15 protein-coding genes, 1 tRNA gene and 1 riboswitch are annotated in these 16,362 nt (G+C 73.5%); of the genes, 11 read left to right on the top strand and 5 right to left on the bottom strand.

All coding sequences use genetic code 11. The features are described from left to right. From RF644_RS00460 to RF644_RS00445, 4 genes are all read right to left on the bottom strand, one after another. Positions 1-1,323: an extracellular solute-binding protein gene (locus tag RF644_RS00460; protein WP_017832628.1), complete on the bottom strand. Its 1,323-nt coding sequence runs from the start codon at positions 1,321-1,323 to the stop codon at positions 1-3. 283 nt (positions 1,324-1,606) lie between these two features. Further along, a complete protein-coding gene (locus tag RF644_RS00455; RefSeq protein ID WP_109268223.1) occupies positions 1,607-2,533 on the bottom strand; it encodes an AEC family transporter in 927 nt (308 codons plus the stop codon). Between the two features lie 92 nt (positions 2,534-2,625). Next, the gene (gene panD / locus RF644_RS00450) at positions 2,626-3,072 is read right to left on the bottom strand and encodes an aspartate 1-decarboxylase (RefSeq protein WP_017832626.1); all 447 of its coding nucleotides are present in this window, start codon (positions 3,070-3,072) and stop codon (positions 2,626-2,628) included. A 164-nt stretch (positions 3,073-3,236) separates the two neighbouring features. Next, positions 3,237-3,307 (bottom strand) — tRNA-Gly (locus RF644_RS00445). Positions 3,308-3,440: 133 nt separating this feature from the next. On the opposite strand from RF644_RS00445, the gene dcd reads away from it, so the two are divergent. Further along, a complete protein-coding gene (gene dcd, locus RF644_RS00440; protein ID WP_017832625.1) occupies positions 3,441-4,016 on the top strand; it encodes a dCTP deaminase in 576 nt (191 codons plus the stop codon). 111 nt (positions 4,017-4,127) lie between these two features. Here dcd and RF644_RS00435 read toward each other — a convergent pair whose 3' ends face one another. Then, entirely contained in the window at positions 4,128-5,471 is a 1,344-nt protein-coding gene (locus RF644_RS00435) for an MFS transporter (protein WP_368794930.1), read from the bottom strand. Between the two features lie 265 nt (positions 5,472-5,736). Here RF644_RS00435 and RF644_RS00430 point away from each other — a divergent pair, with 265 nt between their 5' ends. From RF644_RS00430 to RF644_RS00385, 10 genes are all read left to right on the top strand, one after another. Next, the gene (locus RF644_RS00430; RefSeq protein WP_368794929.1) at positions 5,737-8,847 is read left to right on the top strand and encodes a Na+/H+ antiporter subunit A; all 3,111 of its coding nucleotides are present in this window, start codon (positions 5,737-5,739) and stop codon (positions 8,845-8,847) included. Then, positions 8,844-9,338, top strand: a complete 495-nt coding sequence (locus RF644_RS00425) for a Na(+)/H(+) antiporter subunit C (RefSeq protein WP_017832622.1) — start codon at positions 8,844-8,846, stop codon at positions 9,336-9,338. The genes RF644_RS00430 and RF644_RS00425 overlap by 4 nt, the downstream gene beginning before the upstream one ends. Then, positions 9,335-10,975 (top strand): Na+/H+ antiporter subunit D, encoded by a 1,641-nt coding sequence (locus RF644_RS00420; RefSeq protein WP_095650369.1) that lies wholly within the window; start codon positions 9,335-9,337, stop codon positions 10,973-10,975. Before RF644_RS00425 ends, RF644_RS00420 begins: the two co-directional genes overlap by 4 nt. Then, the gene (locus RF644_RS00415; protein ID WP_368794928.1) at positions 10,972-11,679 is read left to right on the top strand and encodes a Na+/H+ antiporter subunit E; all 708 of its coding nucleotides are present in this window, start codon (positions 10,972-10,974) and stop codon (positions 11,677-11,679) included. The genes RF644_RS00420 and RF644_RS00415 overlap by 4 nt, the downstream gene beginning before the upstream one ends. Beyond that, positions 11,676-11,948, top strand: a complete 273-nt coding sequence (locus tag RF644_RS00410; RefSeq protein WP_017832616.1) for a monovalent cation/H+ antiporter complex subunit F — start codon at positions 11,676-11,678, stop codon at positions 11,946-11,948. Before RF644_RS00415 ends, RF644_RS00410 begins: the two co-directional genes overlap by 4 nt. Further along, complete coding sequence (gene mnhG, locus RF644_RS00405; protein ID WP_368794927.1) at positions 11,945-12,412, top strand: monovalent cation/H(+) antiporter subunit G; 468 nt, start codon at positions 11,945-11,947, stop codon at positions 12,410-12,412. The genes RF644_RS00410 and mnhG overlap by 4 nt, the downstream gene beginning before the upstream one ends. A 60-nt stretch (positions 12,413-12,472) precedes the next feature. Then, positions 12,473-12,751: a DUF4235 domain-containing protein gene (locus RF644_RS00400; RefSeq protein ID WP_368794926.1), complete on the top strand. Its 279-nt coding sequence runs from the start codon at positions 12,473-12,475 to the stop codon at positions 12,749-12,751. 137 nt (positions 12,752-12,888) lie between these two features. Then, positions 12,889-13,008, top strand: a riboswitch (TPP riboswitch). Between the two features lie 90 nt (positions 13,009-13,098). Continuing rightward, positions 13,099-13,719: an ECF transporter S component gene (locus RF644_RS00395; protein ID WP_368794925.1), complete on the top strand. Its 621-nt coding sequence runs from the start codon at positions 13,099-13,101 to the stop codon at positions 13,717-13,719. Beyond that, positions 13,716-15,560 carry an ABC transporter ATP-binding protein gene (locus tag RF644_RS00390; RefSeq protein WP_368794924.1) on the top strand — a complete coding sequence of 615 codons (1,845 nt, stop codon included), beginning with the start codon at positions 13,716-13,718 and terminating at the stop codon, positions 15,558-15,560. Before RF644_RS00395 ends, RF644_RS00390 begins: the two co-directional genes overlap by 4 nt. After that, complete coding sequence (locus RF644_RS00385) at positions 15,557-16,354, top strand: energy-coupling factor transporter transmembrane protein EcfT (RefSeq protein ID WP_017832611.1); 798 nt, start codon at positions 15,557-15,559, stop codon at positions 16,352-16,354. The genes RF644_RS00390 and RF644_RS00385 overlap by 4 nt, the downstream gene beginning before the upstream one ends. Positions 16,355-16,362 lie beyond the last annotated feature (8 nt).

Here is a 16,362-nt window from a genome sequence, read left to right as displayed (position 1 = left end):
TCATAGCAGCCGCTCTCCTCTCAGGACGGACTCGATGAACTCGGCGGTGAGCCGGGGCGTGTCCTCGGTGACGGACGCCGGCGGGGTCCACTCCTGCTGGATGGCGGTGGAGACCTCGTTGTAGAACGGCGTCTGCGGGCGCGGGGCCGCGTTGTCCAGGGACTCGCGGATCGTGGCGTACATCGGGTAGGCCTCCCGGACCTCCGGGTCCTCGTAGGCGGCCTCGGACGCCGCCGGGTTGCCGTTGCTCACGAAGTAGTAGGCCTGGTTCTCGGGCTGGACGATGCACTCGACCGCCTCCCACGCCAGCTCCTGGTGCTCGGACGTGGCGCCCACGCCGATGTTGATCCCGCCCAGCGGGGGAGCGGAGGGCTCGTCCGGGTCCACCCGCGGCCACAGGGCCCAGCCGATGTCCTCGTACACGGACCGGTCGACCGTCCCGCCCTCCACGGCGGCGGCGGTCGCCGCGTAGATGAAGGGCCAGTTGACCATGAAGGAGCCGTCGTCGGACTGGAACTGGATCATCGAGGCGTTCTCGTCGGCGGTCGGCAGGCCGGGGCCGCCGAGCCCGTCCTGGCCGATGGTCCCGACGATCTCGGCCGCCTTCCGGCCGGCGTCGGAGTCCAGGCCGATCGAGATCTCGTCGGAGGGGGCCTCCGGGTTCTCCACGATCGAGCCTCCCGCGGACGCCACGAGGGCGTTCACCCACACGGTCATCGACTCGGCCGACGTGCCCTGCACCCCGAGGTACTTGTCCTGCTCCCGCGCGGCGTCCATGATCTGGTCCCAGGTTACCGGCTCGTCCATGTTCAGACCGGCGGCCTCCGCCACGGACTCCCGGTACCACAGCAGCTGGGTGTTGGCCCAGAACGGCACCGAGACCAGCTCGTCCTTCCACTTCGCGCCCTCGAGGGGCCCCGCCAGGACGTCCTGGGTCGTGGCCTCCTCCACGTCCCCCGGCACGGGGGACAGGAAGCCCGGCTCGGCCAGTTCGGGGATGAAGGGCGGGTCCAGGCTCATGATGTCCATCGAGCTGTCCCCGGCGGCCAGGCGCCGGGCGAGCTGCTCGCGCTGCGACGCGGCGTCGCGCGGGAGCAGCGAGGTCTCGATGTTGTACCGGCCTCCGGACTCCTCGGAGCACTGCTGCGCGAGCTCCGCCTGACCGCCGGCGTCGGGGTTGATGTACCAGGTCAGGGTGGGGGTGGCGCCGGCGTCGGCGTCACCGCACCCCGTCATGAGCAGGGCACCCACGGCACCGAGGGCCGCGGCGGCGCTGAGCCGCCGCCTGCCCGGTGCTCTGTGGGGGTGTGAGGTGGTGGTCAACGGTCGTTCCTCCCCTTCGGCGATGTGGCGGTCCGCGAGGGGCGTCGAGGGGATCCTGTGGGACCCGGTCGGCGGGACGGTCGGCGGCGGGTGCTGCCGGTCGACCACCCCTGCACGGAGCCTTCAGTCTATGAGTGCGCTACCTCACAGACCAGTAACCTGACGGTTTGCATCGGTGTGCCGCCGTGGGCCCGGGCGTGTCCCGGTGCGCCCGGCTGTTCCCGCCCGGAACGGCGCCGGGTGCGGCCCCGCCCCGGGAGGTTCTGGGGCGCGGCGGGGCGGCTCAGGAGAGCAGCAGGGCCACCACCGCCATGGTCAGCATGGCGACCACCGTGGTGACGAGCACGGTGTCCCGGCACAGCTGCTCCGCCCGGCCGTAGCGCACGGCCGCCACGTAGATGTTCTGGGCGGTCGGCAGCGCCGCCATCACCACCACGGCGTAGAGGAGGTGGCCGTCCAGGCCCAGCACGAACCGGGCGAAGAGGAACGCCAGCGCCGGGTGGAGCAGCAGCTTGAGCGTGCTGGCCAGCACCACGTCCCGGCGCGGCCCGGCACCCCGCCGCAGCGGGGAGGCGCCCACCAGGGAGATGCCGAAGGCCATCAGCATCGCCGGGATGGAGGCCCCCGCCACCAGCTCCACGGGCTCGTGCACCACCTCCGGCAGCCGCCACCCGGTGACGGCGAAGAGGATCCCCAGCCCGGAGCCCACGATCATCGGGTTGGTGACCACATTGCCCAGGACGCTGCCGAGGCTGGGACGGCGGCCGTCGGTGAGGGTGTCCATGACGGTCAGGTAGACGGGGGTGTTGAGCGCCAGCTGGAACAGGATGACGGGGACCACCTGGGACGCGTCCCCGAGCACGAAGACGGCGATCGGGATGCCGAGGTTGGCCGAGTTCACCTGGGAGGCGGCCTGGGCGCCCATCACGGTGGTGGCCGCGTCCCGGCGCAGCACCCACCGGGCGATCCCGGCGTAGACGAGGGTCGTGGCCACGGCGGACACGGCGGCCACCAGCAGCGGCGCGGAGAGGATCCGGGCGATGTCCGCCTCGGAGATGGTGAGGAACAGCAGCGGCGGGCTGGCCACGTAGAAGGCGAACTTGCTCAGCACGAGCTGCCCCTGGGGGCCCAGCACGCCCCGCCGGCCCACGGCGTAGCCGGTCAGGATGACGGCCCAGACGATGAAGAACCCCGAGAACACTCCGGTCACGGGACCCTCCCTCGCGCTGCTGCGGGTCCGCGTCCGCGGGCCCCTACAGTTCTATCCCATTCCCGGACCGTCCGCGGTCGGGCCGGGGCGGGTCACGCGGCGGGCAGGTCGGCGCGGGCGGCGCTCAGCGTCCGGGAGTGGGGCGGGCGGGCGACGCCGTCGAGCAGGGCCTCGGCGGGATCCGACCCGAGGTCGACGATCCGGTTGTCCGCGTCCACGTGGACCACGGACGGCACGTGGGCGCGCGCCTCGGCGTCGTCCATCTGCGCGTAGCTGATGAGGATGACGAGGTCCCCGGGGTGCACGAGGTGGGCGGCGGCCCCGTTGATCCCGACGACGCCGGAGCCGCGCTCGCCGGCGATCGTGTAGGTCTCCAGCCGCGCGCCGTTGGTGACGTCCACGATGGAGACGAGCTCGCCGGGGAGGATGTCGGCGGCGTCGAGGAGGTCCTGGTCGACGGTGACCGAGCCGACGTAGTGGAGGTCGGCCTGGGTCACGACGGCACGGTGGATCTTGGCCTTGAACATGGTGCGCAGCATGACGGGAGATGTGCTCCTCGTGAGCGGGGTGCGGGTGACGGGCGCAGGGCCCGGGCGGTCGCCCCGGTGCGGATGCGGGGAACGGGGCGCGGGAACATCCTACCGCGCGGTCCCGGGAGACGACGAACGCCCCGGCCGGGTGGGCTCGGGGCGTTCGGTGCGAGAGCGGCTGACGGGAATCGAACCCGCGTATCAGGCTTGGGAAGCGTGCGCTCTACCATTGAGCTACAGCCGCGCATCCGTGGTCCGTCCGGCGCGAGCACCGGACGAGGACAGCACACACTCTACACCACCCGCCGGGACGGGGGTGGGCACGGGGCGGCGGCGCGGCGCGGTCCGGCGCCCGGCCGTGCGATACCTTGGGGACCGTGCTGATCTCTGACCGCGACATCCGCCGGGAGCTCGACGGCGGCCGGGTCGTCCTCGAGCCCTACGATCCCGCCCTGATCCAGCCCGCCAGCATCGACGTGCGGCTGGACCGCTGGTTCCGGCTCTTCGACAACCACAAGTACGCGCACATCGACCCGTCCGTGGAGCAGCCGGAGCTCACCCGGCTCGTGGAGGTCGACCCCGAGGAGGCCTTCGTGCTGCACCCGGGGGAGTTCGTGCTCGGCTCCACCTACGAGAAGGTGACCCTCCCGGACGACATCGCCGCCCGTCTCGAGGGGAAGTCCTCGCTGGGGCGCCTGGGCCTGCTGACCCACTCCACGGCGGGGTTCATCGACCCGGGCTTCTCGGGGCACGTCACGCTCGAGCTGTCCAACATGGCCACGCTGCCGATCAAGCTGTGGCCGGGCTCCAAGGTGGGCCAGCTGTGCTTCTTCCGGCTGTCCTCGCCCACGGAGCACCCGTACGGCTCCGGCGCCTACGGCAACCGGTACCAGGGGCAGCGCGGACCCACGGCCTCGCGCAGCCACCTCGGGTTCTCCCGCACCCGCATCTGACCCCGCACGGCCCGGCCGCGGCCGGCGGTGTGCCGGCGCCCCGCGGCCCGTGAACCGGCGGCCCCACGAACCGGCGGGCCCACGAAGCGGTGGGCTCACGAAGCGGTGGGCTCACGAAGCGGCGACGCCGTGGTGGGGGGACGCCGCGGTCTTCGGGTCGCGCGCGCGCAGCAGCAGGAGCAGGCCGGCGCCGACCACCAGGAGGATCCCGAGGATCCCCCAGCGCTGCGCGCCGAGCACGGAGACGAACACCGCGAACAGGGTGGGCGCCAGGAAGCTCACGGCCCGGCCCGTGGTGGCGTAGAGGCCGAACAGGGCGCCCTCCTCGCCGGTCCGCGTGAGCCGGCCGAGGAACGTGCGGGAGGCGGACTGGGCGGGGCCCACGAACAGGCACAGCAGCAGCCCGCAGACCCAGAACGCCGCCGTGCCCTCGAGGAACAGCAGCGGGGTCCCGGCCAGCAGGATGCCGACGAGCGACGCCACGATGACGCGCTTGGGCCCCACCCGGTCGTCGAGCCGCCCGCCCACGAGGGCGCCCGCCCCGGCCGCCACGTTGCCGACGATCGCGAAGACGATGACCTCGCTCAGGGTGAAGCCGAACGTGCCGGCCGCGATGACGCCGCCGAAGGTGAACACCGCGTTGAGCCCGTCCCGGAACACGGCGGAGGAGAGCAGGAACCACAGCGTCTGCGGGGCGTCCCGGTACAGCTCCCGCAGGGTCTGCCACAGCTGGCGGTAGGAGCGGGCCACGGACGGGCGCGGTCCCCGGCGGGTGGGGCGGATCTCGGGCACCACCAGCAGGACGGGGATCGAGAACAGCGCGATCCACAGCCCCGAGAACAGGGCCACGGCCCGCACGTTGAGGGCGTCCTCCTCGGGGATGCCGAGCAGGCCCGGGGTGATGAACCCGAACAGCACGATCGTCAGCGCCACGATCCCGCCGAAGTAGCCCATCGCCCAGCCCTGGCCGCTCACCCGCCCGATGTGCTCGCGGCCCGCGATCCCCGGCAGCATCGCGTTGTAGTTGACCACCGCGAACTCGTCGAAGACGTTGGCCAGCGCCAGCAGGCCCACCCCGAGGTAGAGGTACGGCTGGTCGGGGAGGACCAGGAAGCACAGGGCCGTGAGCAGCGCCGTGAGCATCGTGTTGATCCCTAGCCACAGCTTGCGCCGCCCCGCGCCGTCGCTGCGCTGGCCCACCACGGGGGCCAGCAGGGCCACCACCACGCCGGCGGCCCCGATCCCGTAGCCCAGCACCTCCGAGGCGTGGTCCTCCCCGCCGAAGGGGTCGCTCGTGAGATAGACGGTGAACACGAACGTGGTCATCACGGCGTTGAAGGCGGCGGATCCGGCGTCCCACAGGCTCCAGGCCCACACGTGCGAGCGGCGCGGCACGAACGCCGTCGCGGGGAGGGAGGGGGCGGGGGCGGAAGGGCCGGGGGGCGTGGCGTCCATGGCAGTCATGCTAGGCCCGCGGTGCCCGTCGCGGAGGGCGGCCTCGCCGGAGGACCGCCCGGCAATCCGGGTCCCGCCCAGGAAACCGTCCGGGAACGTACAGGTGCTGTCAGGACATGCGGGCGGGGGCGGCAACACCCCTTTGATAGGGTGGAACACCCGGGTGCGCCCCGGCCACCCCGTGCTCGCACAGGTTCTCCGTGCCCGCGTCCGGGCCCCTCGACGCCCGCCCGCCGATCTCTTCCCCGACCTCCGGAGGCGCCTGATGACCGCTGTGCTCCTGCTCCACGCAGTGGTGGCCGCGGTCGCGCCCCTGCTGTTCGCACGGATGGGACGCAGCGCCTTCTACCTCCTGGCGGCGGTCCCGTTCGCCGGCTTCCTGTGGCTGCTGGGCTCCGGCCCGCGGGTCTACGGCCCGGAGGGCGGCTGGACCGAGGGCGGGGAGTGGATCCCGTCCCTGCGCCTGGACCTGGTGCTGCGCATGGACGCCCTCTCGTGGACGATGTCCCTGCTCGTGCTCGGCGTGGGCTCCCTGGTGCTGTTCTACTGCGCCCGCTACTTCAAGTCCGGCGCGATCGGCATCGGCGGCTTCGGCGCGCAGCTGCTCGCCTTCGCGGGCGCCATGTTCGGCCTGGTGACCGCCGACGACATGCTGGTGCTGTTCGTCTTCTGGGAGATCACCACGGTCCTGTCGTTCCTGCTCATCAGCTACAGCCGGACCCGTCTGTCCGCCCGGCGCGCGGCGCTGCAGGCCCTCGTGCTCACCACCGCCGGCGGCCTGGCCATGCTGGTCGGCATCGTGATGCTGGGCCAGGCCGCGGGCACCTACCGGATCTCCGAGGTGCTCGCGGCGGCCCCCGAGCTGGCGCAGCGCGGGACCGTGGTGGACGTGGCGGTCCTCCTGCTCCTCGTCGGCGCCGTGACGAAGTCCGCGCTGATCCCGCTGCACTTCTGGCTGCCGGCCGCGATGGCCGCGCCCACCCCGGTGTCCGCGTACCTGCACGCCGCCGCGATGGTCAAGGCCGGCATCTACCTGGTGGCCCGCTTCGCCCCGGGCTTCGCCGAGACGGCGCTGTGGCAGCCGACCATCGCGGTGCTGGGGCTGGGCACCATGCTCTTCGGCGGCTGGGCGGCACTGAAGCAGTACGACCTGAAGCTGATCCTCGCCTACGGCACCGTCAGCCAGCTCGGCTTCCTCATGGTGATCGTGGGCCGCGGCTCCGCGGACACGGCGCAGGCGGGCATGGCCATGCTCCTCGCGCACGGGCTGTTCAAGGCGACGCTGTTCCTCGTGGTCGGGATCATCGACCACCGGGCGGGCACCCGGGACATCCGCCGCCTGTCGGGGCTCGCCGGGCGCGTGCCCGTCCTGTTCGCCGTCTCGCTCGTGGCCGCGGCGTCCATGGCCGGGCTGCCCCCGCTGGCCGGCTTCGTGGCCAAGGAGTCCGTGCTGACCGCGTTCGCCCACGACGTCGAGGGCGCGGCGGGGACCGTGGTGCTCGCAGGGCTCGTGGTCGGCTCCGTGCTGACCTTCGCCTACAGCGCCCGGTTCGTGTGGGGCGGGTTCGCCCACAAGTCCGCCGAGTTCTCCGAGCTCGACGCCGGGGTCGGCGGCAGGGCCGTGGTCAGCGACATGCAGCGGGTCGAGCCCGCGTTCCTCGCCGCGCCGCTCGTGCTCTCCGTCCTCACCGTGGTGTTCGGCCTGTGGCCCCAGCCGGTCGACGCGATGCTGCAGCCCTACGTCGAGCAGTTCCCGGCCGTGGAGCACGACTTCTACCTGGCCCTGTGGCACGGGTTCACCCCGGCCCTCGGGTTCTCCGCCCTCATCGTCGCGGGCGGGATCGTGCTCCACCTCCTCCGGCGCCAGGTCGCGGACCTCCAGCGGGCCCTGCCGTCCCTGCCCCCGGGGGAGCTCGTCTACCGGCGGGTCGTCAACGTGCTGGACCTCGCCGCCGTGTGGATCACCGGCCGCACCCAGCGCGGTTCGCTGATGTTCTACCTCTCCGTCATCCTGATCACGGCCATCGTCGTGCCGCTGGTGGCGCTGATCGCGGAGGAGACCCCGCCCCTGGGGTCGCTGCGGGTCTCCGACGGCCCGGGCCAGCTGATCGCCGGCGCGGCCATGGTCGTCGCGGCCCTGCTGGTACCCCTGGCCCGCAAGCGCTTCCTCGCGGTGCTGCTCGTGTCGGTCACCGGCTACGGGCTGGCCCTCATCTTCGCCCTGCAGGGCGCGCCGGACCTCGCCCTGACGCAGACGCTCGTCGAGACCGTGCTGCTCGTGGCGTTCGTGCTCGCCCTGCGCTCGCTGCCCGCGCCCCTGTGGCACCGCAACCCGGCCGGGCGCCGGCTGCTGCGCGGCACCATCGCGGTGACCTTCGGGCTGTTCATGATGGCGCTCGCGGCGTTCAGCATCTCCTCCCGCACGGCCGACCCGATCTCCCTGGAGCTGCCCCGGATGGCCTACGAGCTCGGTGACGGCCAGAACGTCGTCAACGTGATCCTCGTGGACATCCGTGCGTGGGACACGTTCGGGGAGATCTCGGTGCTCGTGCTCGCCGCCACCGGCGTGGCCTCCCTGATCTTCGTCACGGGGCGCGGGGACCGCATCGTCCGCTCCGGGGACGATCCCACCACCGACCAGCTGCGGGTGATCCGGCGGCGCAACGCCGCGGCCGTCTCGCCCGGCGGCGAGCCCCTGGACGTGGGCCTCGCGCGCCGCGACGACGACCTCGAGGACCCCTACCTGCTCGCCGGGAGGACGATGGCCCCCGAGCGGCGCTCGATCGTCTTCGAGGTGGTCACCCGGCTGCTGTTCCACACGTTCATGATGGTCTCGCTCTACCTGCTGATCGCCGGGCACAACGACCCCGGCGGAGGGTTCGCGGGCGGCCTCCTGGCCGGCCTCGCCCTCACCGTGCGCTACCTCGCGGGCGGGCGCTACGAGCTGGAGCTGGCCACGCCGATCAACGCGGGCACGATGCTCGGGACGGGCCTGGCGCTCGCCGCGCTCTACGCCGTCACCCCGGTGTTCTTCGGCGGGTCGGTGATGCAGAGCTACACCTTCGAGGCGGAGCTGCCGCTCTTCGGGGCGGAGAAGTTCGTGACCGCCCTGATCTTCGACATCGCGGTCTACCTCATCGTGGTGGGGCTCATCCTGGACATCCTGCGCTCGCTCGGCGGCCGGATCGACCAGCGGATCGAGGAGGACGCGGTCCGCCGGCGGCGGCGCACCCCGGGGCGCGGCACGCGCATCCGCGTCACGCGGCAGCGGAAGGTGTCCGCCGGCGCCCCCGCGGGAGCGACCGCGGCGGCCTCCGCGACATCGCCGACCGCGATCGCCCGGATCCGCACCGACGGAGGGAACGAGCACCGATGACCGTGAACCTGACCCTGCTGGTCGTGATGGGCGTGCTCTACGCCGTGGGCGTGTACCTGCTGCTCGAGCGCTCGCTCACCCGCGTGCTGCTCGGGCTGATGCTGCTGACCAACGGCACGAACCTGCTGATCCTGCACGCCGGCGGGGCCGCCGGGTCCGCGCCCCTGTACGAGGGGTCGATCGCCGCGGAGGACTACAGCGACCCGCTGCCCCAGGCCCTCATCCTCACCGCCATCGTGATCTCCCTCGCCGTCACCGCGTTCCTGCTGGGCATGATCTACCGGTCCTGGGTCCTCGGGCGCCGGGACGAGATCCAGGACGACGTCGAGGACCGGCGCGTGGCGCGGCAGTCCTCCTACGACATGGAGGACGACGCCGACGTCCCCGCCGACACCACGGAGTTCGACGACGCCCCACGGCCCCAGGACCCCGGTGAGTCCCTGGAGACCCCGGGTGTGCGCGGCGTCGACGAGTGGGGAGGGAGGCGGTGACCGTCAACTTCGCCCAGCTGGCCCCCCTGGCCGTCATCATCCCGTTCCTCGGGGCGGCCCTGAGCCTCCTGCTCCTGCGGCGCAACGCCCTCCAGCGGACCGTGGCCATCGGCTCGCTCGTGCTCACCCTCGCGGTCGAGGCGCTCATCCTCGGGACCACGTGGAACCTCGGCCCGCAGGCCGTCCACCTCGGCGGCTGGGAGGCGCCCTGGGGCATCGTCATGGTCGTGGACCAGCTCTCGTCCCTGATGCTCGTGGTCTCCACGGTCGTCTCCCTCGCCGTGCTCGTCTACGCGAGCGGGCAGGGCGTGGCCGACGGCGACGAGGAGGGGCCGATCTCGATCTTCCACCCCTCCTTCCTGATCCTCGTGGCGGGGGTCTCCAACGCCTTCCTCGCCGGGGACCTGTTCAACCTCTACGTGGGCTTCGAGATCCTGCTGACCGCGTCCTACGTGCTCATGACGATGGGCGGGACCGTGCAGCGGATCCGCACCGGCGTGACCTACGTGGTGGTCTCGGTGATCTCCTCCGTGCTGTTCCTGATCACCATCGCGATGATCTACGCGGCCACGGGCACCATCAACATGGCCGATCTCTCGGTCAAGCTCGAGGGCCTGCCGGTGGGGACGCAGATGCAGCTGCACCTGATGCTGCTCATCGCGTTCGGCATCAAGGCCGCGGTCTTCCCGCTGTCCTTCTGGCTCCCGGACTCCTACCCGACCGCCTCCGCGCCCGTGACCGCCGTGTTCGCCGGCCTGCTGACCAAGGTGGGCGTGTACTCGATCATCCGCACCGAGACCGTGCTCTTCCCCGGGGAGCGGCTCGACGACCTCCTGATGTGGGTCGCGCTGCTCACCATGGTGGTCGGCATCCTGGGCGCGCTCGCGCAGATCGACATCAAGCGCATGCTGTCCTTCACCCTGATCAGCCACATCGGGTACATGATCTTCGGGGTGGCCGTGGGCACCCAGGAGGCGCTCTCCGCCACGGTCTACTACGTGGCCCACCACATCGTGATCCAGACGAGCCTGTTCCTCGTGGCCGGGCTGATCGAGCGCCGCGGGGGGTCCACCAACGTGGACCGGCTGGCCGGGATGGCCAAGATCTCGCCGCTGCTCGCGCTGCTCTACCTCGTGCCCGCGCTCAATCTCGGCGGGATCCCGCCGTTCTCCGGCTTCCTGGGCAAGACCGGTCTGCTGCAGGCCGGCGTGGACCAGGGCGACGGGCTGGCCTACGCCCTCGTCGCCGGCTCCGTGGCGGTGTCCCTCCTGACCCTGCTCGCCATGATCCGGGTGTGGAACCGCGTGTTCCTGCGCGCCCCGGAGGACGCGGAGTACCCGGACCCCATCCTGCTGGCCCCGGTGCCCGCCGGCTCCCGGTTCCTGCTGACCTCGGGCGCCGTCGACGACCAGGCGGGCCGGTTCGCGGGCAAGGGCGACGTGCGCCTGATGTCCCCCTCGATGCTCGGCGGCGCCTCGGCCCTCGTCGCCGCGGGGGTGGCCCTGACCGTGTTCGCCGGGCCGCTGTTCCAGCTCGCGGACAACGCCGCGGAGAACCTCGTCCGCCCCGAGCGCTACGTCGAGGCCGTGCTGGACCCCGCGTCCGCGCCGCGGCCCGTCGTGGAGGAGGCGCCGTGACCCGTCCCAAGAACTCCCTGCTCGTCGAGCTGCCGCTGCTGGTGTGGCTCGTGGTGGTGTGGGGCGCCCTCTGGGGCGACTTCGGCCCCGGCAACCTGCTGGTCGGGTTGGTCCTGGCCCTGCTCGTGACGTGGGTGCTGTACCTGCCGCCGGTGCAGCTGTCCGGCCGGTTCAACCCGTTCCAGTTCGCCGTCTTCGCCGTGACGTTCGTGTGGCAGGTCGCCAAGGCGAGCTTCGAGGTGATGCTCATCGCGATCCTCGTGGGTCCGCGCGCGCGCAACGCCGTGGTCGGCGTCCAGCTGCGCACGCGCTCCGACCTGCTCCTGACGGCCACCGGACACACCATGACCCTGATCCCGGGCTCGCTCGTGGTGGAGGTGGACCGGGCCTCCGGCACGCTGTACTTCCACGCGCTCAACGTCCGCAGCGCCCAGGAGGCCGAGGACTTCCGCCGGTCCGCCCTGCAGGTGGAGGCCGCCTGGATCCGGATCATGGGCACCCCGGAGGAGCTCGCCGCCCTGCGGGCCGAGCGGGGCGGCGGACGGACCCCCGGCACGGACCGGCGGGACAGCGCCGCGCTCAGCTCCCCGGTCACCGCGAGCCAGCAGATCGTGGGCCGCCGCCGGGACGAGGTGCCCACCGGGTCCCCGGGCGACACCCCGGGATCCACCGCCGCCGACGCCCCCCAGGAGGACCGCCCGTGATGCAGATCGCCGTGGCCGTCGCGGCCGTGCTGCTCAGCGCGGCCGCCGCGGGCACCCTCTACCGCCTCGCCAAGGGGCCCTCCCTGCTGGACCGCGTGGTGGCCACGGACGTGCTGCTGGCCATCGTCGCGGCCGCCCTCGCCGTGGACATGGCCTACCACGGCCACCTCAACAACCTGATCCTCATGGTGATCGTCTCGCTGGTCGGGTTCATCGGCTCCGTGACGGTGGCGCGCTTCGCCACCCAGACCGCCGAGCACGGGCGGTGAGCGCCGTGCTGGACACCGTCCTGGACGCCGCCGCGGCCGTGTGCCTCGTGGTCGGCGCGCTCATGTCCCTCGCCGCCGCGATCGGCCTGGTCCGCTTCCCGGACCTGCTGACGCGCATGCATGCCGGCACCAAGCCCCAGGTCTTCGGGCTGCTCCTCATGCTCACGGCCGTCGCCCTCGAGAACCGCCAACCCGTCATGATCCCGCTCATCGCCCTGGGCTGGATCTTCCAGCTGCTCACCGTGCCCGTCTCGGCGCACATGGTGGGACGCTCGACGTACCGCACCAAGCACCTGAACCGGACCACGCTGACCCAGGACGACCTGCAGAAGGTCCTCAACCGCGCCGCGGAGGGCGGGGCGGAGGGCTCCGCGGAAGGCGCTGCCGCGGGTCCGCCGGTGCCGAGCCCGGACGGCCGGCGGGCGGACGGACAGCAGACTGACGGATCGCCGGGGACGCGTTAGGCTGGGCAGGATCGACAGGGCGCACCCGCGTCCCCCTCGGACGACAAGGAGCAGCACTCCATGAACACCAAGGTCCTCGAACTCGTGGGCACCGGCCTCTCGCTCGGCGGCGTGGCGCTCTCGCACAAGGTGCTCGGCGCGGCGTGGACGCGCATCACCGGCGACCCGCCCCCCGCCAAGAACCCGGACCCGGACGAGGCCTGGACGGGCATCATCATCTGGTCGCTCGTGACCGGTCTCGTGGGCACCGTCATCAAGGTCGGCATCTCCCGCCAGATCGCGAAGATGGAGAACAAGCCGCAGACCAACCCCAAGGCCTCGAGCCAGGCCGAGGTCTGAGGCCCGGCGAGCACCTCGCGCAGGGGCCCGTCCGGCCGGACACCGCACCGGTGTCCGGCCGGACGGGCCCCTGCGTCGTTCACCGGCCGTGCGTCGGCAGTGCACGGAGCGGGCGAGGGAGGGGTAGACTCGGTGCCACTGAACGACAGGGGAGCGCCCCGCCGGTGAGACCGGCGCGGCGCTGAGAGTGCGGATCGCCGCAGACCCTCGAACCTGCTCCGGTTAGCACCGGCGAAGGGAGTCGAGCATCTCAGGGGTGCTTCCCCGGGAACGCGCCACCGGCGCGGCCCGCGGAACCCCGTCCCCTCCTGGCACCGACGGCTCGCTGAGCCCAGGAGGAACCCACCGTGAACACCACCACCCACCGCCCCGCCCGCCGCCCCGGCACGTCCCGCGCGTCGTCCTGGCGCGTCGTCGACATCGTCATGGCCGCCGTCCTCGCCGCCGTGTGCGCGGTCGTCTTCTGGGCGTGGTCGAACCTGCTCTACCCCGTGGTCGGCACGGCCGCGGTCGCCTACCCGCCCGCCGTGGGGCTGATCGCCGGCGGCTGGCTCGTGGCCGGCGTGCTCGGCGGGCTGATCATCCGCAAGCCCGGCGCCGCGCTGTTCTGCGAGCTGCTCGCCGCCGTGATCGAGAGCTTCCTGGGCACCCACTTCGGCCTGCTGGTCGTGCTCTCCGGTCTCGTCCAGGGCATCGGCGCGGAGCTGGCCTTCGCCGCCTTCCGGTACCGCCGGTTCGACGCCCTCGCGGCGGCCGTGGCGGGCGCCGTGAGCGGGATCTTCCTCGGCGTCCACGAGAACATCGTCTACAACTACGAGTGGGCGCTGAGCCACCAGGTGGTCTACGTGGTCCTGGCGGCCGTCTCCGGGGCGGTGCTCGCGGGCCTGCTGATGCAGGCCGTGGTGCGGGCCCTCGCGGCCACCGGCGTGCTGCAGGGTCTCGCGTCGGGTCGGGCCGTGCGGCGATGACGGCTCCCACGACCCCGGACCCCGTGGTGCCCGCCGGCCGCGGGGCCCGGGTCGAGGCCCGCGGCTTCGGCTGGCACCACCCCGGGCGGGACGCGGCGGCGCTGCGCGGCCTCGACCTCGTGGTGGAGCCGGGGGAGCGCGTGCTCCTGCTGGGACCCAGCGGGGCGGGCAAGTCCACCCTCCTGCACGCCCTGGCGGGAGTCCTCCACGACGACGACGGGCAGTCCGCCTCCGGCGAGCTGCTGCTCGACGGCATGCCGCCGGAGCAGGCGCGCGGCCGGGCCGGTCTCGTGCAGCAGGACCCCGAGTCCCAGGTGGTGCTGTCCCGGATCGGGGACGACACCGCCTTCGGCCTCGAGAACCTCGCGGTGCCCCGGGAGCAGATCTGGCCGCGGGTGCGCGCGGCGCTCGACGACGTGGGGCTGGACCTCCCCCTCGACCACTCCACCGCGGCCCTGTCCGGCGGGCAGAAGCAGCGCCTGGCGCTCGCGGGCGCCGTGGCCATGAGCCCCGGGCTGCTGCTGCTCGACGAGCCGACCGCCAACCTGGACCCCGCCGGCGTGCGGCAGGTCCGCGACGCCGTGGTGTCCTGCCTCGACCGCAGCGGCGCCACGCTCGTGGTCGTGGAGCACCGTGTCGCCGTGTGGGCCGAGGTCGTGGACCGCGTCGTCGTGCTCGGCCGGGACGGGAGCATCACCCACGACGGCGCGCCGGGCCGGGTGCTCGGCGCCGCGGCCGACGAGCTCAGCGGCGCGGGGGTGTGGGTGCCCGGCCGGGTGCCGGCCACGCGTGCGCCCGCTCGCCCCGCCGCGGGTCCCCGTGCAGGCTCCGGTGCACATCCCGCCGGGGGTCCCGCCGGAACCCGGGCCGCCGGCTCCGGGGCGGACGGCGCACCGCTGCTGAGCGCCACCGGTCTGGGCGTCTCGCGCAGCCAGCCCTCGGCGCGGCAGCTGCGCGCCCGGCGGCGGGCGCGGCGTCGCGGCCGCCCGGTGGACGACGCCGCCGCGGGCCGGGACCTCCCCACGGCGGTGGCCGGCGTGGAGCTGACCCTGCGCCGCGGCCGCGCGCTCGCGCTGACCGGGCCCAACGGCGCCGGCAAGTCCACGCTCGCGCTGACGCTGGCGGGTCTGCTCGCCCCCGTGCGCGGCACCGTGCGGGCCCACCCGGTCCTCGACCGAGGCGCGGGCCCCGACCCGCTCGAGTGGAGCGGCCGGGAGCTCGTGGCCCGTGTGGGGACGGTCTTCCAGGAGCCCGAGCACCAGTTCCTGCGCGCCACCGTGCGGGCCGAGCTCGAACTGGGCCCCCGGCTGGCCGGCACGCCGGTGGCCGAGCGGGAGCGCCGCACGGACGAACTGCTCCGCCGGCTGCGGCTCTCGCACCTGGCCGACGCCAACCCGTTCACCCTCTCCGGGGGCGAGAAGCGGCGGCTGTCCGTGGCCACGGTGCTCGCCACGGACCCGGACGTGCTGGTGCTCGACGAGCCGACGTTCGGTCAGGACGCCCTGACGTGGGCGGAGCTCGTGGACCTGCTCGTGGAGCTCGTCGACGCCGGCACGTCGGTCCTCGCCGTGACCCACGACGAGGACTTCGTGCGGGCGCTCGGCGCCGAGGTGCTGGCGCTGGGCACCCCGAGCGAGCGGGGCCGCGCCGCTCGCACGGCACCGGCGGCGGGAGGGGCGCCGGCCGTTCCTGTCGTGCGGTCCGCGTCCGCGGCGGGGAAGACCGCGGCTGCTCCTGCCGTGCGGTCCGCGGCCGCGGCAGGGAGTGCCCCGGCCGCTCCGGCGGCGCCGGGGGCCGGCGCGGTGCGGGTCGTCCCCGTCCGGCGGGAGCCCGTCCGGTGAGCGCCGCCGCGATCGCGCCGTCGGCCCGGACCTCCCTGCTGGGGCGCACGAACGCGGTGGTCAAGCTGGCCGGGGCGCTGCTGCTGACCGTGGTGCTGCTGCTCAGCGCGGACCCCGTGACGTCGGGGACCGTGCTGCTGGGCGAGGTGCTGCTGCTGGCGCTGGCCGGTCAGCGCCCGCTCGCGCTGCTGCGCCGGGCGTGGCCGGTGGTCGTGGCGGCGCTCGTGAGCGGGTGGGGCACGGCCCTGCTCGCCGAGGACTCCGGGCCGGTGCTGCTCGACCTGGGGGTCACCGGGATCTCGTCCGGCTCGGTGGCCGCGGGGGCGGCGATCGCCCTGCGCGGGCTGGCGCTGGCGCTGCCCGGGCTGATGCTGGTGCTCACCACGGATCCCACGGATCTCGCCGACGGCCTCGCCCAGACGCTGCGCCTGCCGGCCCGCTTCGTGCTCGCGTCCCTGGCCGCGCTGCGGCTGGTGGGGGTGATGGTCTCCGAGTGGGCCACCCTGGCGATGGCGCGGCGGGCGCGCGGGGCGGGGTCCGGGCACGGTCCGGTGGGCGCGCTGCGGGAGTTCGGCGGCCAGGCCTTCACGCTGCTGGTGCAGTCCCTGCGACGGGCCACCCGGCTGTCGGTCACCATGGAGGCCCGCGGCTTCGGTGCGGGTCCGCGCACGTGGGCCCGCGTCCCGGGGTACTCCTGGCGGGACGCGGCGGTCCTCACGGGTTGCGCTGCGGCCGCCGCGGCGGGCCCGGCGGTGTCCGTCCTGCTCGGGACGCACCGGTTCATCTGGGCCTGAGCGAAGGA

Source organism: Kocuria sp. CPCC 205258, from assembly GCF_040981005.1.
Lineage (GTDB): Bacteria > Actinomycetota > Actinomycetes > Actinomycetales > Micrococcaceae > Kocuria > Kocuria rosea.
Note: the sequence above shows the minus strand (reverse complement) of the source record. Positions and strands in the feature narration are given on the sequence as shown.

Excerpts from the sequence above, each read along its gene's own strand:
- panD (WP_017832626.1), bottom strand. The coding sequence starts at position 3,072 with ATGCTGCGCACCATGTTCAAGGCCAAGATCCACCGTGCCGTCGTGACC.
- RF644_RS00435 (WP_368794930.1), bottom strand. The coding sequence starts at position 5,471 with ATGGACGCCACGCCCCCCGGCCCTTCCGCCCCCGCCCCCTCCCTCCCC.
- RF644_RS00430 (WP_368794929.1), top strand. The coding sequence starts at position 5,737 with ATGACCGCTGTGCTCCTGCTCCACGCAGTGGTGGCCGCGGTCGCGCCC.
- RF644_RS00425 (WP_017832622.1), top strand. The coding sequence starts at position 8,844 with ATGACCGTGAACCTGACCCTGCTGGTCGTGATGGGCGTGCTCTACGCC.
- RF644_RS00400 (WP_368794926.1), top strand. The coding sequence starts at position 12,473 with ATGAACACCAAGGTCCTCGAACTCGTGGGCACCGGCCTCTCGCTCGGC.
- RF644_RS00390 (WP_368794924.1), top strand. The coding sequence starts at position 13,716 with ATGACGGCTCCCACGACCCCGGACCCCGTGGTGCCCGCCGGCCGCGGG.